The organism is Mycobacterium sp. NPDC003323 (genome assembly GCF_053589535.1).
The window spans coordinates 305,678-325,696 of sequence record NZ_JBSFSB010000001.1 but is presented as its reverse complement, the minus strand read 5'-3'; the positions used below and the strand labels follow the sequence as shown (position 1 = coordinate 325,696).

Sequence of the window (20,019 nt, the reverse complement as noted above, 5' to 3'; positions counted from 1 at the left end):
CTACCGCCTTTACGATATCCAGTGATTATGTAAACGTAGCACCCACTGTAGGTGCCACAATGCGGGGTTGGCTACCGAGGCTCCGGCACGTGCGGTTCAGGCACATGGAAGTGCTCGTCACGTAAGCGGAATGCTTCTTTGGTGCCGTGCTGCGCCCGGGTCTTGACGAAGTTGAACTCCCCGGGGGAGAACTGAAGGTTGGTGCCGTACGCGTGGAAAATGTAGCTCGCGACCTCCTCACCCTGATAGGCCTGGTTCTGCTCGACCAGCCGGAAGGCCTCCTTGGCGATCACCACACCGTCGGCCGGCATCTTGGCCGCTTTCTCGGCCCAGTAGCGCGCCCTGGCCGGCACCTGCGCGACATCGCAGGTGTCGGTGAAAATGCCCAGCTGCTCGACGGCACCGGCATCGATGATGTCGCCGGTCAGCAGCATCCGCCGGGCCAGCACCGGGCCGAGTCGGTGGAAGAACATGTGCAGACTGCCCAGCGCCGGTCCCAGGAATCGGGTGGCCGGCATCCCGATCTTGGTGTCACGGGCGATCACCGAGATATCGGTCATCAGCGCCATCTCGAAACCACCGCCCAGGGCGTAGCCGCTGATCTCGCCCACGGTGACCTTCGGGAAACCCATGAAGTTGTGATAGAAGCCGAAAGATTTGCGATCGACGGTGAGCCGCCGACGTTGACTGGGCCGGGACTTCTTGGGCTCCTCCTTCGAGCCATACCAGCCATAGGCGTTGTTCATATCCGCCCCGGTGGAGAACACCCCCTCCGCACCGCGCAGCAGCACGACGGTGATGTCATCGTCATCGGCGACGATGTCGAGGTAGCGGGCGATCTCGTCGCGCATGGCGGCGTCGTAGGAGTTGCGCCGTTCGGGATTGTTGAAGGTGATGGTGGCGATCCGGTGGTCGGCGTCGACCTCGAAGAGCACCCGGTCATCGGTCATGCGAAATCAGCCTCGCTTCAATGGTTTTGTCGGTCCCGGCGGCCAGCGTGGTGTGCCTGGCGGCGGACAGGTGGTCGGTGGCCAGTCTGGTGGCCCGGGAGGCGTTGCCCTCGACGATGGCGTCGAGCAGACGCTGATGATCGCTCAGCGCCGCGCGCATGGTCCTCTCGTTCACGGCCTCACCCTCGTCGGCCCACACCTTCGACTCGTGGGTGGACCAGATCAGCTCCAGTGAGCCGATCAGCAGGATCATCGGCTCGTTACCGCAGCGGGCCACCAGCACCTCGTGGAACCGGCGGGCGTTGGGTACATACCGCGTCGGATCGCCGAATTGTGCTGTCTGGTTGTCGATCTCGTCCTGCAGGTAGGGCACCACCTCGGTGGCGCGATCCGGCCGCGCGGCGCACATACCGGCGCAGATGGGCTCCAGGTGCAGCAACGCTCCACTGACGTCGGCAGGTGTGGCCGCCCGGCTCTGCAGCACCATGCCGATCATGTGGGCGGTCCGTTCCGGCGAGGGCTGACGCACCACCGCGCCACCCATGTTGCCGCGCCGCACGGTTATCAAGCCGTCGGTCTCCAGCAGATGGATGGCCTCGCGCAGCGCCGGCGGACTGACCCCGAACTCCTGGAACAGGCTCTCCTGCGTCGGCAGGATGTCGCCCTCGCGCATCCGCCCCGAGAGGATGTCATCGCGCAGCTTGGACGCGACGATCTCGGCAACCCGTGGCTGCCGGATGCGCCGGGCGCGTCCTTCCATCGATGGCCTTTCCTTGCTAACTTGTACAAGATAGTAACCGCATCGCCTACTGTATGGGCAACTGTATGGCTCAGGAAAGGTCGGATCCCGGTGTCTGACGGTTCGGTGATCTCCGCTCGGCGGGACGGTGTCCTGCACCTCACGCTGGACCGTCCCGACCGCCGGAACTCGCTGAGCCACAGCATGATCGATGCACTGGTCGATGAGCTGACCCGCGCGGCGAGCGACGACACGCTGCGCGCGGTGCACCTGACTGGGGCGGGTACCGATTTCTGCGCCGGCGCCGACTGGGTTTCGACGAACAGCTCCGACCGGCGACCCCGCACCGGTGACCTGGTCCGCCGCATCCCGCACACCGCGCACCGCGTCGTCGAGCTGATCGCCACCATCCATCTACCGGTGGTGTGCTCGGTGCGAGGCTGGGCGGTCGGACTGGGCTGCAATCTGGCGCTTGCCGCCGATTTCACCGTCGCCGACGTCGGCGCGACGTTCTGGGAACCCTTCCTGTCCCGCGGTTTCAGCCCCGACTCCGGGGCCACCTGGCTGCTGCCGCGGTTGGCCGGCGTCGCCCGGGCCAAACGGATGCTGCTGCTCGGCGAGAAGGTCGACGGCGCCGCGGCCGCCGACTGGGGTTTGATCCACAGCGCGGTGCCCACCGACGATGTCGACGCCGGTGCCGACGCACTCCTGACCAGGCTCGCCCAAGGCCCCACGGTCGCGGTCGGGCTGGCCAAACAGGCCATCGCCTATGGGCAGCACGCCACCCTCAGCCAATCGATGAACCAGGAGCTGTCCAATCTGGAAATCTGTTGTCGCACCAAGGATTTCAAGGAAGGGCTGGCCGCGTTCCGGGAACGCCGCGACCCGAATTTCACAGGCTTGTAGAAAGGTTTCGATGTACGACACAATCACCTATCAGGTGGACGGTCACAAGGCGACCATCACGCTGAACCGCCCCGAGGCGCTCAACGCGTTGTCCCCGCACATGATCACCGAACTACGCGACGCATATCGACGAGCCGAGGATGACGACGACATCTGGCTGATGATCGTCACCGCCACCGGGCGCGCCTTCTGCACCGGCGCCGATGTCACCGAGATCCCCGGCGATGGCAAGGTCGTCAACGAGCGGCCGTATCTGTCCACCTACGAGCAGTGGGAGGCCCCCCAGGAAGGCACTCCCCCGTTCCGCACCATGACCAAACCGGTCATCGTCGCGATCAACGGAATCTGTTGCGGGGCAGGTTTGGACTGGGTGACGACCGGAGACATCGTCATCGCCTCCGACAAGGCGACCTTCTTCGACCCGCACGTCAGTATCGGCCTGGTCGCCGCCCGCGAGATGGTCCGACTGGCCAAGGCATTGCCCCGGTCGGTGGCCCTACGGATGGCACTGATGGGCAAACACGAACGGATAACGGTGCAGCGTGCCTACGAATTGGGGCTGATCACCGAGATCGTCGAGCACGATCTTCTGATGGAACGCGCCCACGAGATCGCCGACACGGTGAACCGAAATGCGCCACTTGCGGTTCGGGGCACCCGACTGGCCATCCACAAGACCTTGGATCTGCCGCTGCACGAGGGTGAGATCCTGGCCGAGACCTTCCGTGAGCGGGTGACCCGCACCGAGGATGCGCTCGAGGGGCCGCGGGCCTTCGCCGAGAAACGCGCACCGAACTGGCAGGCCCGCTAGTGGAGACGCTGCTGCTCGACCTCGATCACCAGACCCGTATCGCCACCATCACGCTGAACCGCCCCGACGCCCTGAACTCCTTCAACCGGGCCATGTGCCATGAGATGCGCGATGCCTGGCACACCATCAAGGCAGACGAGGGCATCCACGCCGTGGTGCTGCGCGCCGCCGGCGACCGCGCCTTCAGCGCCGGCCTGGACGTGAAATCCAGCTACGGACAGCCGAATATCGTGTGGAACCACGAGGATCCGGGTGAGCTGCTCAGCCCCAAATGGCAGAAGATGTGGAAACCGGTGGTCTGCGCCGTGCAGGGCATGTGCACCGCCGGCGCCCTGTATTTCATCAACGAGTCCGACATCGTGATCTGCTCACAGGATGCCACCTTCTTCGACTCACATGTCAGTGCCGGGCTGGTGTCCGCACTGGAGCCGATCGGTTTGATGCGCCGCATCGGCCTCGGTGACACCCTGCGAATGGCGCTGCTGGGCAATGACGAACGGGTCGGTGCCGATACCGCGCTGCGGATCGGACTGGTCACCGAGGTCGTGGCCCGCGACGAGTTGTGGGCACGTGCCGACGAGATCGCCACCAGCATCGCTGCCAAACCACCGACCGCCACCCAGGGCACCGTCAAGGCGATCTGGGAATCGCTCGACAAGCCCTACCGTGCCGCGATGGACCACGGCTTGATCTACACGCGGCTCGGCAATCCGATCGCCAAGGACGAATTGGCGGCACGGCCACCGGCCAAAGTCAGCCCACGGATACGCTGATGTCCCACCCTCTTTCGCGACGCATCAGCACGGTGCTGGATCTGGATCCGGCCGCGCGAGCACTGCAGTACGAGGACGAATGGTCCATTTGGGGGCAATTGGCTACCCTGGCCCGGCGGATCGGCACGCTGACCGGACCGGTCCGGGTCGGGGTCATGCTTCGCAACAGCCCGGCGCACGTGGCCGCCCTGCTCGGGGTGCTGGAAGTCGGCGGCACGGTTGTGGTGATCAACCCGGCGCGCGGTGACGAACGCACCCGCGCCGATATCGCCGCGCTCGGGCTGCCGGTGATCGTCGGCCTCGCCGAGGACCACGCCACCCTGGTGACACCGGCCCCCGACACCCTGCAGATCACCCTCACCGATCTGGACACCGCGCCGACGGTGACCGGCACCGTCGGCGCGGACACCGGCCGGCCCGGGGTGGCGGTGTGGATGCTCACCAGCGGCACCACCGGACCGCCCAAGCGCGTCGATCTGACCTACGACATGCTGGCCCGCAGCGTCATGGGCTCCTCGCCGGAACCCACCGAACTGCGCCGCGGGGTCGCCATCGTCAACTCGCCGCTGGTGCATGTCGGCGGGGTGTTCCGGACACTGCTGTGCCTGGCCGAGGCCCGGCCGTTTGTGCTCTTACCGAAATTCGACCTACCCCGCTGGACGGCCGCCGTCCGTGAACATCGCCCGCGCGCGGTGTCCCTGGTGCCTGCCGCGTTACGGATGGTGCTGCACTCGGATCTGACGCGCGAGGATCTGGCCGGGGTCGTGGCCGTCACCTCCGGCACCGCGCCGCTGTCCGCCGATGACGCCGACGCCTTCACCGCGAAGTTCGGCATCCCGGTGCTGACCTCGTATGCGGCCACCGAATTCGGCGGCGGGGTGGCCGGTTGGACCTTGGCGGACCATCAGCAGTACTGGGCGGCCAAGCGCGGCAGCGTGGGCCGGGCCAACCCTGGCGCACAACTGCGGGTGGTCGACGAGGACGGCCGGGTGCTCGGCCCCGACGAGCAGGGCCTGCTGGAAGTCATTCCGGCGCAGTTGAACACCGGGGGGTGGATACGCACGACCGACCTGGCCCGTATCGACGCGGACGGATTTCTCTGGATCCTCGGCCGCGCCGATCAGGCCATCATCCGGGGCGGTTTCAAGGTCATGCCCGACGACGTGCGGACCGCATTGGAGAGCCATCCCGCTGTCCGCGGTGCCGCGGTGATCGGCCGAGCCGACGAACGCCTCGGGGCGACGCCGGTGGCGATGGTCGAGTTGCACGGCCACACCGATGCGGCAGCGCTTGTCGAGTTCCTGCGGGACCGACTGGCGCGTTATGAGATCCCCACCGACATCGCCATCGTCGAGACCATTCCCCGAACCCCCTCGGGCAAGGCCGATCTCGGGGCGGTGCGCGAGCATTTCGCCGCCGCATATCCCGTCGCTTAGCTCGCCCCGGACCGTGCCTGAGATCGTCGACCTGTTGGCCGGCCGCGGTGAGCACCCGCTGCTGATCTGCGATGCCGAACGCCTCACCTACGGCGATGCCGACCGGCGGTCCGCCGACCTGGCCCGTGGTTTGCTTGCGTTAAGTGCGGGCAAGGGCACACACATCGGCCTGTTGTATCCCAATGGTCCCGACTTCGTGGTGGGCATGCTCGCCGCGGCGCGGATCGGCGCGGTCGTCGTGCCGTACTCGACCTTCCTCACCGCCGCGGAGTTGCGCACCCAACTGCTCGACAGCGATACCGCGATCATGCTGTCGGCTCATCGATATCGCGGCCGTGACTTCCACGAACTGCTGGCCGAGGCCGGCCCCACCCCATGTCTGCGTCACACCCTGTTCGGCCCGCCCGACGACCTCGTTGCACCCGCGATGCTGGCCGACTTCGAGGCCGACGTCGACGGATGCGACCCGTTGGCCATCGTCTACACCTCGGGCTCCAACGGTCCGCCCAAGGGTGCGGTACATACGCACGCCGGGCTGATCGGGCATCAACACAATCTCAATGCGATACGTGGGTTGACCGACTCGGATGTGTTGTTCTGCAACTCGCCCTTCTTCTGGATCGGCGGATTCTGTTTCGGACTGCTGGCGACTCTGGCTGCCGGGGCCACCCTGCTGTGCTCCAACAACACCGACGCCGGGGCAACCCTGGTTCTGTTGGAGGCGGATCGCCCGACGATCACGAATAGTTTCGCCGCGGGGATCGCACATCTCACCCGGCATTCGAGCTATCCCGACCGCCGTTTCACTGCCCCGCGCGGCAAGCTCAACCCGATCATGGCCGCCGATGTACCGTCGACGGCTTCTACCGCACAGGCGATCTGGGCCGCCTGGACGCTGACGGATTCCTGTTCTACCACGGCCGCTGCGATGACATGTTCAAGGTCAGCGGTGCGACCGTGTACCCGAGCGAGGTGGAAAGGGCCGGTGGTGACGGCGCTGCCGATCGACGCACTGCGTACCGCAACCAAGGAACTGATCAGTGGCTTCAAGGTACCCACCGTGTGGTTGCACTCAGACGACCTGCCGATCGGTGCGACCGGCAAGGTGGACAAGCAGAGGGTGCGGATGATGCTGTCAGACGATGGCGTTGTCACGTAGCACCGCGATCTGCGCTGCGTCGTAGCCGATCTCGCCGAGCACCTCATCGGTGTGCTCGCCGAGCAACGGCGCCCGGTGCCGGATGCTGCCGGGGGTTGCCGACATCCGGAACGGCGTCTCGATGATGGGCACGTCACGTGCTGCGCCAGGAAAGGCGACACGTTTCAGGTAGCCCATCGCCTCGATGTGTGGATCCTCGAGCACGTCCTGGGTGGAATGCAGCGGTGCGGCGGGCATCTTGGCTTTCTCCAGCAGATCGAGGACCTGCGCCTTGGTCTTGTCGGCACACCAGTCGGCCATGATGTCGTTGAGTACATCGCCGTTCTCCCAACGGCTGTCGTCGTTGGCGAACCGCGGATCCGCGAACAACTCCTCCCGGCTCATGAGGCGACACCAGCGTTTGAACATCGGTTGGCCGGCCACCTGCAACAGCACCCATTGATCGTCGGCGGTGCGGTACAGATCGCACGGGGCGACGGAGGCGCCCTTGTTGCCCATCCGCGGCTTGTCCTTCTGCAGCAGTTCCCGCTCGATCAGGAACGCGTTCGACAGCATCAGCGCGGTGGGCAGCAGTGCGCCCTCGACATGCTGGCCCGCACCGGTGCGGTCGCGGTGGTGGAGCGCCATCATGACACCGATGGTCAGTGTCAGAGCCGTGCCGAAGTCGGTGTAGGGCACCACGGTGCGGATCGGTTGGTCCGGCAGGCCCTGGCGATACACCGCGCCGGACATCACCTGGCCGGCGCCGTCGAAGCCGACCTTGTCGCTATAGGGTCCGCCCTCGCCGTAGGCGGTCGCACTGGCCAGGATGATGTCGGGTTTGACGGCGCGAAGTGTCTCGTAGTCCAGGCCGCTGGCCCGCATCCCGGCGGCCGGCATGTTGGCGATCACGATATCGGCGCGGGACACCAGTCGACGGGTGATCTCGGCGCCCTCAGCAGTGGTGGAATCCAATGTGAGGGAACGCTTGTTGCGGTTGCACTGCAGGAAGGTGCCGCCCTCACCGCCGTCGGTGACCGCCTGTACCCAGCGGTCCTCACCGCCCTCGCGCTTCTCGACACGCAGCACATCGGCTCCCATATCGGCCAGGATCGCACTACACCAGGGTGCGGCGATGAACCGGCCGTAGTCGAGGACGCGAATCCCGTCGAGCACGCCTGCCATGACCGGACCCCAATCCGTTGAGTTACCGACTGTAAGTATTACAGTATGACTCCATCGTCCGGTTCCGGACCCGGCTCATCACGTTCCGGGTCCAAGAGTTCTTCGGGATGGAAGTGGTGGTTGATGGTGTCTTGTCCGGTGTCCATCAATGGTGGCGGATACCAATGCACGCGCCCGGTTTCGGAGTCGATTTTGGTGGTCCAGCCCAGTTCGGCGAGTCGATTGTCCGGCGGACAGCCCAGAGCCAGGGTCGGGGCGTCGGTGTAGCCGCCGTTTGCCCAGCTGGGGTCGGCGTGATGGGCCTGGGTGAGGTTGGCACACCGGGTGCAGCCGGGTCGGGTGCAGCCGCGGTCGCGGTTGTAGAGCAGCAGGCGTTGGGCTTTGGTGGCCAAACGTTTGGTACGGCCCATGTAGAGCGGTTCGGCGGTGTGTTTTCGGTAGACCACCAGGTAGTGATACGAGTGCTCGGCCATGCGGAGCAGGTCGGGCATGGGCAGCAGGGTGCCGGTGCCGGTGACGGCGAGCCCGGCGGCGGATTCCAGTTCGCGCAGGGTGGTGGAGACCACGACGGTGACTGGTAGTCCGCCGTGTTGGCCGAGACGACCGGAAGCCAGGGTGTCGCGCAGGATGGCTTTCAGTGCGTCGTGATTGCGTTGGGCCGGGGTGCGCGTGTCGCGGACGGCGGCCCGGTCGGCCAACGCCTGGAAGTCGATGGCGGGGCGAGGCGTAGCGGCCTCGGCGGCAGCCACCGCGTCCATCCGGTCAGCCAGATCATCGAAGGTCGCGAACTCGGGCAGATCGTCAAAGCTCGGCACACCATCAGACCCAGACCCGGGCTGGGGTGCGGGTTCGGGCGCCACCTCAGGTTCGGGCTCCGGCGTCCGTCCAGCGCCGGGTTCAGCGTCACACTCTGCCTCTGCCTCTGCCTCTGCCTCTGCCTCTGCCTCTGCCTCTGCCTCAGGCTGCGGCGTCGGCGCGGGTTCGGCGTCGTCGTCGAGGGGGTTGGGGTCCGGATTGTGTTGTGGTTCGGGGTCGTCGGGGTTGTTGATTCCGGGGCGGGCCCACGCGTCGAAGGCGGTGCCCAGATAGGCGGCCAGCTCGGGATCGACCCAACCGCTGATGTGGGTCAGCCCGTCGGCATCCTGCTTGCCGATCCGGATCCCGCGCTTGTGGCGGGCTAGGTCCGGGCCGGGACCGTCCTGGTTGAGCAGCATCAATGCGTGCGTGGCCGCTGTCTGTACCGTCTCCGGACCTGCGGCCACGGCGACTGCGACCAGGATCTCTTCGAGTTCCGCGCATTTGGCCGGGCTGGTGTACTTCGCAGCTTGGTGCACCGCGTCACGGATGACCTGGATGTGCCCGTCGTTGATCGTCCCGTCGGCCAGTGCGGCCGCGCACGCCGGCAACAACGGTGCCAGTACCTCTCCGCCGATGGCGTGGCGCGGTCCCAAATCTTTGGCGGCCTTGATCCGCCGGCCGGCCTCGGCGCCCGACACCCGCATCCGGGTGGACAGCACGTCGGCCCAGGTTTTCCCGCCGATCTCATGGGCGGTGGCCCGATCCATCAGCACGGACAGGATCCGGTGATCGACCGCCGCATCGGCTCGGGCGCGTTCCTCGCGCTCGGACTGGATCGCCAGCAACTCCGCGGTGTCAAAGCACGTAAAATCGGCATCCAGCAAGGCCTTCACGGATGCGGAGCGGTCGGCAAGTGCATGCTGCACCGACTCCCGACTCGCCACCGCATCCGACTTCATGACCCGAACATACGGGCGACCACCGACAAAAACGGCCGCTGCGTGACTCATGCGACAGATGGGTCCAAAGTTTCTTCAGGACAACATAAGTCGCTCGATTGTCGCTCCTAGGAGGGCAGTTCGACAACCTCGTCGGCCTTCAACATCCGCCGCAGGAACGCCACCTGATCATCGACCGTCTTGTCGAACCACGCATTTCCCGGCCACACGTCGAAGTGGTCGCACGCGTACCGGTGGACCTGCGCCCTGGCCGCCTCCGCGGTCTTGGCCACCGCGCCCGCAGGCACGAACCGGTCGAAGTCGCCGATCTGCACCAGCACCGGACACCGCAGCCGCCGCGCCGCGGACTTGACGTTCAACCGTCCGAGTTCCATGCCGACCGACGAGTCGATCTCGTTGCGCCATGTCGGACCGGCCATCGCCAGATAACTCTCGTAGGCTCCCGACAGCGTCAGCGCCCCCGCCTCCCCCGGCCGGCCGACGATCGGCATCATCGTCGCAGTCCCGCCGCGGGCCACCGACAACTTGCTGCGCACCCCGGTCGCCGTCCACCGCAGCGCGGTCAACACATCTCGCTCACTGACCGCGGCGCGCCCGGCGGCCAGCCCGGAGGTCAACGGTGTCAGCGCGATCACCGCGGCGATCTCCGGTAGATCGGCGGCCACCTGCAGTACATGCCCACCCGACATGGACGCTCCCCACAGCGCGATCCGCGCGGAATCCACGTCGGGCAAACCGGACGCGAAGACGACGGCATTGCGAAAGTCGGCCAACTGCCGCGTCAGCGAGATGGTCTGCCGCGGAGAGCCTTCCGACGCGCCGAAGCCGCGGTAGTCGAAGGCCAGCACGTCGAATCCCGCGGCCGCGAAGCGACGGGCGAATGGTTCGAGCCCGGAGTCCTTGGTCCCGCCGAATCCGTGCGCCATCACCACCGCCGGTCGCGAGCCATCCACCGGCGCCTGAAAATGCCATGCGCTACAGGGTGTCCCGGACGATTCGAACCAGATCTCCCGGTAGCTCATCGCAGCTGTCCGTAGATTGTGCCGAGCCACACCGCCGCCGCGCCGTCCAACAACTGCTCGCGGGTCAGCGAGCCGCCCAGGATGAACCGTTCGAGCAGCCGGTCGTTGAGTTCCAGCAGCACCGCCGCAAGCACCTCGGGATCGGGTGACTCACGTTCGGCGCGGATCAATTCGGCGACCGACGGGACGAAGGCATTACGCGCGTCATCCCAGATCTGGCGCACCGTCGCGCTGGAGCCACGGGCCTCCAGCATGGCGTTGAAGACGTGCCGATACCGGTCACAGGTGTCGAACAGGCCACCGAGCATCGCGTACACGCGGTCCCGCGGGCTGTCGGCCCCGGTGGTGAACTCCTCGTTCACGGCAAAGGTCTCGTTGACCATCCGTTCCATGAGTGCGGCGACCGCGGCGGCCTTGTTCTCGAAATAGAAGTAGAAGGCGGACCGCGTCACCCCCGCCTGCGCGGTGATCTCGGCGACGTTGATGGCATCCAGGCTGGATTCCTTCAGCCACCGGTCGAGTGCGTCCAGGATCGCGTCGCGGCGTTCGTCGCTGCGCAGCGCGGGCCGTCGGTCGGTGGGCGACCTCATGCCATCACCGCACGCCGCACCCCGGCCGGGATCTCCTTGGTGCGGATGTCGTGCTCGTAGTAGAAGTAGTCGACCTGCTGTGTGTGCCGCGGTCGGTCGGTGCAGTGGCCGGCGTGCAGTTGCTGGTCGGCGTCGATGACGCGCTCCATCTCGGCGACCGACGGCAGCGCGTACCGACCTGCGGCGTAGGCGGCCAACAGCCGCGACTGGCATTCGACGAACGGGAACAGCGTCGGGATCGCCTGCGCGAATCCGATGAAGACCAGATCCTCGAATCCCGGCTTGAACATCCGCTTGTACAGCCGGATCTGGTTGTCCGGGGCGCTGATCAGTTCGGGATCGAAGAACGGGAACGTGATGTTGTATCCGGTGGCATAGACGATGACGTCGAACTCGTCGGCGGTGCCGTCCTCGAAATGGACCGTGTGGCCGTCGAGCAACCGAACGTTGGGCTTGGGTATGACATCGCCGGAGCCCAGCCGCAGCGGCAATTCGACCGACTGCGTCGGATGGGCCTCGAAGAGCTTGTGATTGGCCGGCGGCAGCCCGTATCTGGTCGGATCGGCCCCCACCAGCGGCGCAAACGCCTGCGCCGCCTTGCGCTGCCAGGACAGCGGCAGATACGGCGTGGTCTTGAAGATCTTGTCACCGGGTTGTCCGGCAAGGTACTTCGGCACGATCCAGGCGCTGGACCGGGTGGACAGCGTGACGGTGTTCTGCAGTGTTCTCGACGAGAGTTCGACGGTGATGTCGGCCGCACTGTTGCCGATCCCCACCACCAGGATGCGCTTGTTCGTCAACGCCAGCGGGGTCTGCGGGTCGACATAGTGATGCGAGTGCATCGATTCACCGGTGAACGTCCCGGGAAACGACGCCCACCGGGCATCCCAGTGGTGACCGTTGCCGACGACGAGCAGATCGAACTCGCGGACAGAACCGGCCTGGTCCTCGATGAGCCAGCCGCCGCCATCGCGCCGTCGGGCCGAGACCACCGCATTTTCGAACTCGATGTTCTCCTGCAATCCGAACGCTTCGGCGTAGGAGTCCAGATACGCCTTGACATCGGAGTGGTGCGGAAAGGCCGGATAGTGCTCGGGCATCGGAAAGTCTTTGAACGACAACCGATGTTTGGAAGTGTCGATGTGCAGCGACCGGTACGCACTGCTCATCCCGTTTGGATTGCCGAACGCCCAGTTTCCGCCGATGCGGTCCGACATCTCGAAGGTGGTGTACGGGACGCCGTAATCCTTGAGCATCTTGCCCGCGGTCAACCCGCTGATACCCGCGCCGATCACCGCTGTCCGGGGCGGCGTCTGGGAGAACGTCGTCATCGCGAACACCCCCGTTGCTGGGCTCGCCGGGGGCAAGCTCCTCAGGTCCTGCCGCCGGACGCTATCAGCGGATTTGACGTACGTCAATGAATTCTGACAAGTGTCAGCGGCCCACCCGACATAATCGTCCGGTAGCCGTCGAGGGAGTGCCGATGAGAACCGTCGAACCGCCATGACGGCGCCACCGCAGCCGGAGTCGGACTCGCCGCTGGGACTGGCGCTGGTCTGTCTCACCGCCGGTGTCGCCGGTGTCGGCATCGGCTTCGTGGGCGGGGCCTTCCGCTGGTGCCTGGAGCGCGCCGACACGCTGCGCGCCGGCCTGGCCGAATGGGCGCATCGCCTCCCCGGACCGGGCTGGCTGGTACTGGTGTTCGCGGCCGCCTCCGGGGCGGCGCTCGCGGCACTGATCGTGCGGCGGGTTCCGCTGGCCGCCGGCAGCGGTATCCAGCACGTCGAAGCCGTCCACCGCGGCGAGGCCCGCCCGCCGCTGTTGACACTGCTGCCCGCCAAGTTCATCGGCGGAGTGCTGGCCATCGGCTCGGGTCTGGTCCTGGGCCGCGAGGGGCCGACCGTGCACATGGGTGCCGCGCTCGGCGCCGAGGCCGCCCGGCGCGGCCGCCTCGCCGACGCCGACGTCCGGATGCTGCAGGCGGCCCTCGGCGGCGCCGGACTGGCCGTGGCCTTCAACGCACCGATCGCCGGCGTGCTGTTCACGCTGGAGGAGGTGACGAAGTCGGTTCGGTTGCGCACCGTGCTGGCGACCGTCCTGGCAACGGCGACCGCGGTGGGGTGCTCCCGGCTGATCACCGGCGATGACCCCGACTTCGCCGTGGGACCCGTTGACACGCCCGCTCTTTCGTGGCTTCCGCTGTTCATCGCCTTCGGCCTGCTGACCGGTCTTGCCGGAGTGCTCTACAACCGGTTGGTCCTGGCGTTCCTGGACGGCGCCGCCAGGATTCCCCGGCTGGGCGCCATCTCCAGGGCCATGGTGATCGGGGCGATCATCGGATTGGCGACCTTCGTCGACCCCCTCGCCACCGGCGGAGGTGACACGTTGAACCAACTGATCCTCGGCGCCGACTCGGTGGTCCTGTGGACGGTGGCCGGTTTCCTGGCGGTGCGGTTCATCGCGGGCCCACTGTCCTATGCGGCGGCGGTGCCCGGTGGCCTGTTCGCCCCACTCCTGGCCATCGGCACCCTGTGGGGCGTGCTGTTCCTCGGAGGTTTCGGCGCGGTGTGGCCGGGTGAGCTCGCGGGCCTGGCGATCCCGATGGCGATCGTGGGCATGGCGGCATTTTTCGGCGCCACGGTCCGCGCACCGCTGACGGCCATCGTCGTCGTCATCGAGATGACCGCGACGACGGCGGTGGCGGTGCCGATGCTGGCCGCGACGGCGGCCGCGGTCCTGGTCGCCGAGGTGCTGCGCTGCCCACCGATCTATGACAGTCTGCGGCAACGGATGCCGACGGAATGACTAGTGCTCGGTGATGACCCCGCGTTCGATCAGGTGCGCGGTCAAGGGTCCGACACCGATCGTGAAGTGTTCGGCCATCGCCGCCCGCGCGGCATCGGAATCCCCACGCTCCAACGCATCGATCACCCGGCGGTGGTCCCTGATCGACTGGGCGGGCCAGCCGTCCAGCGTCGGAAACACCGACTCGGGCTGATATCTGGTGATACCGGACATGAACTGCGTGAGCTTCGGCGATGCGGCGGCCACGTTGATCAGCCGGTGATACTCGTGGTTCAGCCGCACGGTGCGGTCCGGGTCGGTGTCGGAGTACGCGCGCTCCAGTCTGTCCTGGATCGACTTCAGCTCCGAAAGCTGTTCGGCGCTGATGTTCTCGGCCGCGCGCGCCGCCAGCTCACCGCCGACATAGGCCTGCACATCGGCGACATCGGCCAGATCGCGGGCGGTGAATTCCAGCACCATGAACCCGCGTCGCGGATGCTGCACCAGCAGACCCTCGGCCCGCAGGTTCAACAGCGCCTCGCGCACCGGGGTGACACTGATGCCCAGATCGACGGCGAGTTGGTCCAGCCGCAGGTATTCACCGGCCGGGTACGTGCCGTCGAAGATCCGCCGGCGCACCACCCGCGCGACGTCGTCGGACAGTTGTGGCCGGGCGGCGAAGTCCGGTTCAGAGCCGATACTCATCGAGCAGACTCTTGCTGATGATGGTCTTCTGGATCTCGCTGGTGCCCTCGCCGATCAGCAAAAACGGCGAGTCGCGCATCAGCCGCTCGATCTCGTACTCCTTGGAGTAGCCGTAGCCGCCGTGGATGCGGAAACTCTGCTGGGTGACCTCGGCGCAGAACTCACTGGCCAGATACTTGGCCATGCCGGCGGCGACGTCGTTGCGCTCACCGGAGTCCTTGAGCCGCGCGGCATTGACCATCATCAGGTGCGCGGCCTCTACCTTGGTCGCCATCTCGGCCAGCTGGAACGCGATGGCCTGATGCCCGGCGATCGGCTTGCCGAATGTCTCGCGTTGCTGCGCATAGCGGATCGCCAGTTCGAAGGCCCGGATCCCGACCCCGCAGGCCCGCGCCGAGACGTTGACCCGGCCGACCTCGATACCGTCCATCATCTGGACGAAACCCCTACCCGGCGCCTCGCCCAGCACATCCGCCGACGACGCCCGGTACCCATCGAAGATCAGCTCGGTGGTGTCGATTCCCTTGTAGCCCAGTTTGTCGATCTTGCCCGGGATGGTCAGTCCGGGTGCCACCTCGCCGAATCCGGCCGGCTTCTCGATCAGGAAAGCCGTCAGGTTGCGATGCGGTTTATCCGCTCTCTCATCGGTTTTCACCAGCGCGGCCACCAGCGTCGAGCTACCGCCGTTGGTGAGCCACATCTTCTGACCGGTGATGACGTAGTCGTCCCCGTCGCGCACCCCCTTGGTGCGGATGGCGGCGACATCGGATCCCAGTTCGGGTTCGGACATCGAGAACGCGCCGCGCACCTCACCGGTGGCCATCCGCGGCAGGTAGCGCTGTTTCTGTTCGTCGGTGCCGTGCTGGCGGATCATGTACGCGACGATGAAGTGGGTGTTGATGACGCCGGAGACGCTCATCCAGCCGCGGGCCAGTTCCTCCACGCACAGTGCGTAGGTCAGCAGCGACTCCCCCAGCCCGCCGTACTCTTCCGGGATCATCAACCCGAACAGACCCATCTCGCGCATCTGATCCACGATGTGCTGCGGATAGGCGTCCGCGTGCTCCAGTTCCTGGGCGTGCGGGATGATCTCCCTGTCCACGAACTGTCGCACGGTGGCGACGATCTCGGCCTGGACATCGGTCAGGCCCGCGGTCTGGGCCAGCCTGGTCACGAGGCAGTCCGTTCGAAGACGGCGGCCAGCCCCTGCCCGCCACCGATGCACATGGTCTCCAGCCCGTAGCGCGCATCGCGCAGCTCGAGTTCACGGGCCAGGGTCGCCAGCATCCGCCCACCGGTCGCACCGACCGGATGACCCAGCGAGATGCCCGACCCGCGGACGTTGGTGCGCTCGAAATCGGTGTCGGTGAACTTCCACTCGCGTGTGCACGCCAGCGCCTGTGCGGCGAAGGCCTCGTTGAGTTCGATCAGGTCCATGTCCGCCAGCGACAGTCCGGCCTTCTCCAACGCACGCGCGGTGGCGGGCACCGGACCGATCCCCATGATGTCGGGCGCCACACCGGCAACAGCCCAGGACACGAGCCGCACAAGCGGTTTCAGGCCGAGCTCGGCGGCACGCTCGGGGGTGGTGACGATGCACATGGCGGCGGCGTCGTTCTGTCCGCTGGAGTTGCCCGCGGTGACGGTGGCCTCCGGGTCATTCTTGGCGAGCACCGGGCGCAGCTTGCTCAATGCCTCGACGGAGGTGTCCGCGCGGGGGTGCTCGTCGGTGGAGATCACCTGGTCACCGGATCGCGAGGACACCGTGACTGCGATGATCTCCTCGGCCAGCACCCCGCTGGTCTGGGCGGCGACGGCGCTGCGATGGGACCGTACCGCGAGTTCGTCTTGTTCGGTTCGCGAGATCCCGTACCGGCGGCGCAGGTTCTCGGCGGTCTCCAGCATGCCGCCGGGAACCGGGTGGTTCTTACCGCCGGCGGTGACCCGCCCACGGGCCAGGCCGTCGTGCACGGTGATCCCGCCGCGAGCACCTCCCCAGCGCATATCGGTGGAGTGGAAGGCGACGTTGCTCATCGATTCCGCGCCGCCGGCGATGACGAGATCGTCGTTGCCGCCGGCGACTTGCAATGCGGCCTGGATGACGGCCTGCAGGCCCGACCCGCACCGCCGGTCGATCTGCATGCCCGGCACCGTGACCGGCAGCCCGGCATCCAGGGCCACCACCCGCCCGATCGCGGGTGCCTCCGGCGAGGGATAGCAGTGCCCGAGCACGACATCGTCGACATCATCGGGCTTCAGACCGGTGCGCTGCAGCAGCCCTTGTAGCGCGGCGACGCCCAGTTCGACGGCGGTCAGGGACGCGAACATGCCGCCGTAGCGGCCGATCGGGGTGCGGACGGGCTCACAGACCACGGCGGTACGCATCAGATATGCCGTCCCCCGGTCACTTCCAGCACCGTGCCGGTCATGTACGACGACAGGTCCGAGGCCAGGAACAGCGCGACGGAGGCGACCTCGCTGGGTTCGGCGGCCCGGCCCATCGGGATCTCGGCCAGCTTCTGGTCCCAGATGCGTTGCGGCATGGCCTCGGTCATCGCCGACCGGATCAGCCCGGGTTGGATGGCGTTGACCCGCACGCCGAGGTGCGCGACCTCCTTGGCCGCCGCCTTGGTCAGGCCGACGATACCGGCCTTGGCGGCCGAGTAGTTGGTCTGCCCGACCAGCCCGACCTTGCCGGAGATCGACGAGATGTTGACGATGGCACCGCTTCCCGCCTCGCGCATGATGCCTGCCGCCAGTCGGGTGCCGTTCCACGATCCCTTCAGGTGCACCGAGATGACCTGGTCGAACTGCTCCTCGGTCATCTTGCGCATGGTGGCGTCGCGGGTGATGCCTGCGTTGTTGACCATGATGTCGAGGCTGCCGAAACGCTCGACCGCGGTGCCGACGAGCGCCTGGACCTGACCGGCATCGGTGACATCGCAGCGAACCGCCGCGGCGACATCGGCGCCGCCCAGCGTGGCGGCGGCCGCCTCGGTGGCTTCGGGATTCAGATCACCGAGCACGACGCGGGCGCCCTCGGCCACGAATCGTTCGGCGATGGCGAACCCGATTCCCTGCGCACCGCCGGTGATCACCGCGGTCCGTCCGTCCAGCAGAGCCATCAAGCACCTCCTCAAGCGCGAGCTGTCGAAAACATAAAATATGATATTTCTTGGATCAAACCACACCGGCTCGTATCGATTTCAGGAGGACCCGCCGATGGCCGAGACTGTGTCGGACGCCGATTTCGCCGATATCCACGCCGCCACCCGGCAGTTCATCCGGACGCAGGTCGTTCCCCGCGAGCTCGAGATCATGTCCGCCGACCGGGTCCCCGACGATATCCGGGACCAGGCCAAGAACATGGGGCTGTTCGGTTATGCCATCCCGCAGGAATGGGGCGGGCTGGGGCTCGATCTGGTCCAGGACGTCGAATTGGCCATGGAGTTCGGCTACACCAGCCTGGCCTTGCGCTCGATGTTCGGCACCAACAACGGCATCGCCGGCCAGGTACTGGTCGGCTTCGGCACCGACGAGCAGAAGTCGCGCTGGTTGGAGGGCATCGCCTCCGGCGAAGTTGTCGCCTCGTTCGCGCTCACCGAGCCCGGCGCCGGATCGAACCCGGCCGGTCTGCGCACCAAGGCCGTTCGCGATGGCGACGACTGGGTGATCAGCGGGCACAAGCAGTACATCACCAATGCGCCCACCGCCGATCTGTTCATCGTGTTCGCCCGCACCCGGCCCGCGGACGCCGACGGGCCCGGTATCGCGGTGTTCCTGGTACCCGCCGATACGCCGGGACTGGCGGTCGGCAACAAGGACGCGAAAATGGGCCAGGAGGGCGCCTGGACCGCGGATGTGAACTTCGACGGCGTGCGCGTCGGCCACGACACCCTCATCGGCGGCAGCGAAGACATCGGCTATCGCGCGGCCATGACATCCTTGGCGCGCGGACGCGTGCACATCGCCGCGCTTGCGGTCGGATGCGCCCAGCGCGCGCTCGACGAGTCGATCTCCTACGCCGCGACGGCCACCCAGGGCGGCACACCGGTCGGCAGCTTCCAACTGGTGCAGGCCATGCTGGCCGATCAGCAGACCGGTGTGATGGCCGGACGGGCCATGGTCCGCGAGGCCGCCCGACTGTGGGTCAGCGGTGAAGATCGGCGCATCGCCCCGTCATCGGCCAAGCTGTTCTGCACCGAGATGGCAGGCACGGTGGCCGATCTCGCGGTGCAGATCCACGGCGGCAGCGGCTATATGCGCGAGGTTGCGGTGGAACGCATCTACCGCGAGGTCCGCCTGCTCCGCCTCTACGAGGGCACCAGCGAGATCCAGCGGCTCATCATCGGCGGTGGGCTGGTCAAAAACGCCCAGCGCCAGATGACGAGCTGACCGCAGGTTTCAGGCGATATAGCGGATGATGGACTCGGCAACCGCCGCAGGCTTTTCCGAGTCTTCGATCTCCACGGTGATCGTGACCGTGGACTGAGCCGCGCCCTCGAGCTTGGCGACATCGGTGATCACCGCACGGGCCCGGATCCGGGCACCGACCTTGACCGGCGTGATGAATCGGACCTTGTTGTAGCCGTAGTTCACGGCCAGCGAGATGCCCTTGACGCCGTAGAGGTGATGGGAGAAGTACGGCAGCAGCGACAGGGTCAGCAGTCCGTGTGCGATCGTGCCACCGAACGGACCACCCGCGGCACGCTCGGGATCCACATGGATCCACTGCCGATCCTCGGTTGCCTCGGCAAACTGATTCACGCGATCTTGGTCGATCTCCAGCCAATCGGTGGGTCCGAGCTCGGTGCCCGCCGCCGCCACCAACTCGTCGAGACTTTCGAAAACCTTCATTCCATCCTCCTTGGGAAAGCGCCATCGACTGCCACGTCATGCATAGCGCCTGGCCCTCGCGGCGATGCCACCGGGGCGGTCTTGTGACGTTGTGCGTTCGCGGGGAACGGCAGCGAATGCCGCCAACCGCCCCGCTTTCTGGAAACTCATAGAAAACTTCGGCATATGAAGATCAAATTTGCCATAACTGACGCGCACGATAATTTTGCCAGCATTGGCTCTATGCGAATTCACCTTTGCGAAATTGCCAGAACCCCCCAAAAGCAGCGCTGGCTACTAATGTCAGTCTGTGTCACTTAACTGAGTCTGGCATCTGCGCTGGATATAGCGATACTTAACTGGACTTATTTGAAATTATCCAGTGGC

General features: G+C 66.3%; 19 protein-coding genes. 7 read left to right on the top strand and 12 right to left on the bottom strand.

Going from position 1 to position 20,019, the window contains the following annotated elements; genetic code table 11:
• Positions 1 to 71: 71 nt before the first annotated feature.
• Positions 72 to 950, bottom strand: coding sequence for an enoyl-CoA hydratase/isomerase family protein (locus ACWDUN_RS01290; protein WP_449923504.1), 879 nt, complete (start codon positions 948 to 950; stop codon positions 72 to 74).
• Entirely contained in the window at positions 940 to 1,710 is a 771-nt protein-coding gene (locus ACWDUN_RS01285) for a FadR/GntR family transcriptional regulator (protein WP_449923501.1), read from the bottom strand. Before ACWDUN_RS01285 ends, ACWDUN_RS01290 begins: the two co-directional genes overlap by 11 nt.
• Positions 1,711 to 1,800: 90 nt before the next feature.
• Here ACWDUN_RS01285 and ACWDUN_RS01280 point away from each other — a divergent pair, with 90 nt between their 5' ends.
• Genes ACWDUN_RS01280 through ACWDUN_RS01260 form a run of 5 tightly spaced genes read left to right on the top strand, consistent with a single transcriptional unit; the run spans position 1,801 to position 6,774 of the window.
• Positions 1,801 to 2,595 (top strand): enoyl-CoA hydratase/isomerase family protein, encoded by a 795-nt coding sequence (locus ACWDUN_RS01280; RefSeq protein WP_449923498.1) that lies wholly within the window; start codon positions 1,801 to 1,803, stop codon positions 2,593 to 2,595.
• A gap of 10 nt (positions 2,596 to 2,605) precedes the next feature.
• Complete coding sequence (locus ACWDUN_RS01275) at positions 2,606 to 3,406, top strand: enoyl-CoA hydratase/isomerase family protein (protein ID WP_449923495.1); 801 nt, start codon at positions 2,606 to 2,608, stop codon at positions 3,404 to 3,406.
• On the top strand, positions 3,406 to 4,179 hold the full coding sequence (locus ACWDUN_RS01270; protein WP_449923492.1) for an enoyl-CoA hydratase/isomerase family protein: 774 nt from the start codon (positions 3,406 to 3,408) through the stop codon (positions 4,177 to 4,179). Before ACWDUN_RS01275 ends, ACWDUN_RS01270 begins: the two co-directional genes overlap by 1 nt.
• Positions 4,179 to 5,615, top strand: coding sequence for a class I adenylate-forming enzyme family protein (locus ACWDUN_RS01265; RefSeq protein ID WP_449923489.1), 1,437 nt, complete (start codon positions 4,179 to 4,181; stop codon positions 5,613 to 5,615). Before ACWDUN_RS01270 ends, ACWDUN_RS01265 begins: the two co-directional genes overlap by 1 nt.
• Positions 5,616 to 5,628: 13 nt before the next feature.
• The gene (locus tag ACWDUN_RS01260; RefSeq protein ID WP_449923487.1) at positions 5,629 to 6,774 is read left to right on the top strand and encodes an AMP-binding protein; all 1,146 of its coding nucleotides are present in this window, start codon (positions 5,629 to 5,631) and stop codon (positions 6,772 to 6,774) included.
• Here the strand turns inward: ACWDUN_RS01260 and ACWDUN_RS01255 are convergent.
• The 5 genes from ACWDUN_RS01255 to ACWDUN_RS01235 form a co-directional block, all read right to left on the bottom strand.
• Entirely contained in the window at positions 6,751 to 7,938 is a 1,188-nt protein-coding gene (locus tag ACWDUN_RS01255; protein WP_449923484.1) for a CaiB/BaiF CoA transferase family protein, read from the bottom strand. The two genes, ACWDUN_RS01260 and ACWDUN_RS01255, sit on opposite strands and share 24 nt — an antisense overlap.
• A gap of 38 nt (positions 7,939 to 7,976) precedes the next feature.
• Positions 7,977 to 9,695 carry a DUF222 domain-containing protein gene (locus ACWDUN_RS01250; RefSeq protein WP_449923482.1) on the bottom strand — a complete coding sequence of 573 codons (1,719 nt, stop codon included), beginning with the start codon at positions 9,693 to 9,695 and terminating at the stop codon, positions 7,977 to 7,979.
• A gap of 107 nt (positions 9,696 to 9,802) precedes the next feature.
• On the bottom strand, positions 9,803 to 10,717 hold the full coding sequence (locus ACWDUN_RS01245) for an alpha/beta hydrolase (protein ID WP_449923479.1): 915 nt from the start codon (positions 10,715 to 10,717) through the stop codon (positions 9,803 to 9,805).
• On the bottom strand, positions 10,714 to 11,307 hold the full coding sequence (locus tag ACWDUN_RS01240; RefSeq protein WP_449923476.1) for a TetR/AcrR family transcriptional regulator: 594 nt from the start codon (positions 11,305 to 11,307) through the stop codon (positions 10,714 to 10,716). Before ACWDUN_RS01240 ends, ACWDUN_RS01245 begins: the two co-directional genes overlap by 4 nt.
• Positions 11,304 to 12,638: a flavin-containing monooxygenase gene (locus ACWDUN_RS01235; RefSeq protein ID WP_449923473.1), complete on the bottom strand. Its 1,335-nt coding sequence runs from the start codon at positions 12,636 to 12,638 to the stop codon at positions 11,304 to 11,306. The genes ACWDUN_RS01240 and ACWDUN_RS01235 overlap by 4 nt, the downstream gene beginning before the upstream one ends.
• A gap of 172 nt (positions 12,639 to 12,810) precedes the next feature.
• Between ACWDUN_RS01235 and ACWDUN_RS01230 the strand changes: the two genes are divergently transcribed.
• On the top strand, positions 12,811 to 14,112 hold the full coding sequence (locus ACWDUN_RS01230; protein ID WP_449923471.1) for a ClC family H(+)/Cl(-) exchange transporter: 1,302 nt from the start codon (positions 12,811 to 12,813) through the stop codon (positions 14,110 to 14,112).
• Here ACWDUN_RS01230 and ACWDUN_RS01225 read toward each other — a convergent pair whose 3' ends face one another.
• Genes ACWDUN_RS01225 through fabG form a run of 4 tightly spaced genes read right to left on the bottom strand, consistent with a single transcriptional unit; the run spans position 14,113 to position 17,921 of the window.
• Entirely contained in the window at positions 14,113 to 14,796 is a 684-nt protein-coding gene (locus tag ACWDUN_RS01225; protein ID WP_449923468.1) for a GntR family transcriptional regulator, read from the bottom strand.
• Entirely contained in the window at positions 14,780 to 15,970 is a 1,191-nt protein-coding gene (locus ACWDUN_RS01220) for an acyl-CoA dehydrogenase family protein (RefSeq protein WP_449923466.1), read from the bottom strand. The genes ACWDUN_RS01225 and ACWDUN_RS01220 overlap by 17 nt, the downstream gene beginning before the upstream one ends.
• Positions 15,967 to 17,181: an acetyl-CoA C-acetyltransferase gene (locus ACWDUN_RS01215; protein ID WP_449923463.1), complete on the bottom strand. Its 1,215-nt coding sequence runs from the start codon at positions 17,179 to 17,181 to the stop codon at positions 15,967 to 15,969. Before ACWDUN_RS01215 ends, ACWDUN_RS01220 begins: the two co-directional genes overlap by 4 nt.
• Positions 17,181 to 17,921 carry a 3-oxoacyl-ACP reductase FabG gene (gene fabG / locus ACWDUN_RS01210; RefSeq protein ID WP_449923460.1) on the bottom strand — a complete coding sequence of 247 codons (741 nt, stop codon included), beginning with the start codon at positions 17,919 to 17,921 and terminating at the stop codon, positions 17,181 to 17,183. The genes ACWDUN_RS01215 and fabG overlap by 1 nt, the downstream gene beginning before the upstream one ends.
• A 97-nt stretch (positions 17,922 to 18,018) precedes the next feature.
• Between fabG and ACWDUN_RS01205 the strand changes: the two genes are divergently transcribed.
• Entirely contained in the window at positions 18,019 to 19,191 is a 1,173-nt protein-coding gene (locus ACWDUN_RS01205) for an acyl-CoA dehydrogenase family protein (RefSeq protein WP_449923457.1), read from the top strand.
• Between the two features lie 9 nt (positions 19,192 to 19,200).
• On the opposite strand, the gene ACWDUN_RS01200 is transcribed toward ACWDUN_RS01205, so the two are convergent.
• Positions 19,201 to 19,653, bottom strand: coding sequence for a MaoC family dehydratase (locus ACWDUN_RS01200; RefSeq protein ID WP_449923455.1), 453 nt, complete (start codon positions 19,651 to 19,653; stop codon positions 19,201 to 19,203).
• Between the last annotated feature and the right edge of the window lie 366 nt (positions 19,654 to 20,019).

What these genes read in the sequence shown, in the direction of transcription:
- ACWDUN_RS01265 (WP_449923489.1), top strand. Translation starts at nt 4,179, where the DNA reads ATGTCCCACCCTCTTTCGCGACGCATCAGCACGGTGCTGGATCTGGAT.
- ACWDUN_RS01285 (WP_449923501.1), bottom strand. Translation starts at nt 1,710, where the DNA reads ATGGAAGGACGCGCCCGGCGCATCCGGCAGCCACGGGTTGCCGAGATC.
- ACWDUN_RS01255 (WP_449923484.1), bottom strand. Translation starts at nt 7,938, where the DNA reads ATGGCAGGCGTGCTCGACGGGATTCGCGTCCTCGACTACGGCCGGTTC.
- ACWDUN_RS01235 (WP_449923473.1), bottom strand. Translation starts at nt 12,638, where the DNA reads ATGACGACGTTCTCCCAGACGCCGCCCCGGACAGCGGTGATCGGCGCG.
- ACWDUN_RS01240 (WP_449923476.1), bottom strand. Translation starts at nt 11,307, where the DNA reads ATGAGGTCGCCCACCGACCGACGGCCCGCGCTGCGCAGCGACGAACGC.
- ACWDUN_RS01225 (WP_449923468.1), bottom strand. Translation starts at nt 14,796, where the DNA reads ATGAGTATCGGCTCTGAACCGGACTTCGCCGCCCGGCCACAACTGTCC.
- ACWDUN_RS01290 (WP_449923504.1), bottom strand. Translation starts at nt 950, where the DNA reads ATGACCGATGACCGGGTGCTCTTCGAGGTCGACGCCGACCACCGGATC.
- fabG (WP_449923460.1), bottom strand. Translation starts at nt 17,921, where the DNA reads ATGGCTCTGCTGGACGGACGGACCGCGGTGATCACCGGCGGTGCGCAG.
- ACWDUN_RS01215 (WP_449923463.1), bottom strand. Translation starts at nt 17,181, where the DNA reads ATGCGTACCGCCGTGGTCTGTGAGCCCGTCCGCACCCCGATCGGCCGC.
- ACWDUN_RS01250 (WP_449923482.1), bottom strand. Translation starts at nt 9,695, where the DNA reads ATGAAGTCGGATGCGGTGGCGAGTCGGGAGTCGGTGCAGCATGCACTT.
- ACWDUN_RS01245 (WP_449923479.1), bottom strand. Translation starts at nt 10,717, where the DNA reads ATGAGCTACCGGGAGATCTGGTTCGAATCGTCCGGGACACCCTGTAGC.
- ACWDUN_RS01200 (WP_449923455.1), bottom strand. Translation starts at nt 19,653, where the DNA reads ATGAAGGTTTTCGAAAGTCTCGACGAGTTGGTGGCGGCGGCGGGCACC.
- ACWDUN_RS01275 (WP_449923495.1), top strand. Translation starts at nt 2,606, where the DNA reads ATGTACGACACAATCACCTATCAGGTGGACGGTCACAAGGCGACCATC.
- ACWDUN_RS01230 (WP_449923471.1), top strand. Translation starts at nt 12,811, where the DNA reads ATGACGGCGCCACCGCAGCCGGAGTCGGACTCGCCGCTGGGACTGGCG.
- ACWDUN_RS01205 (WP_449923457.1), top strand. Translation starts at nt 18,019, where the DNA reads ATGGCCGAGACTGTGTCGGACGCCGATTTCGCCGATATCCACGCCGCC.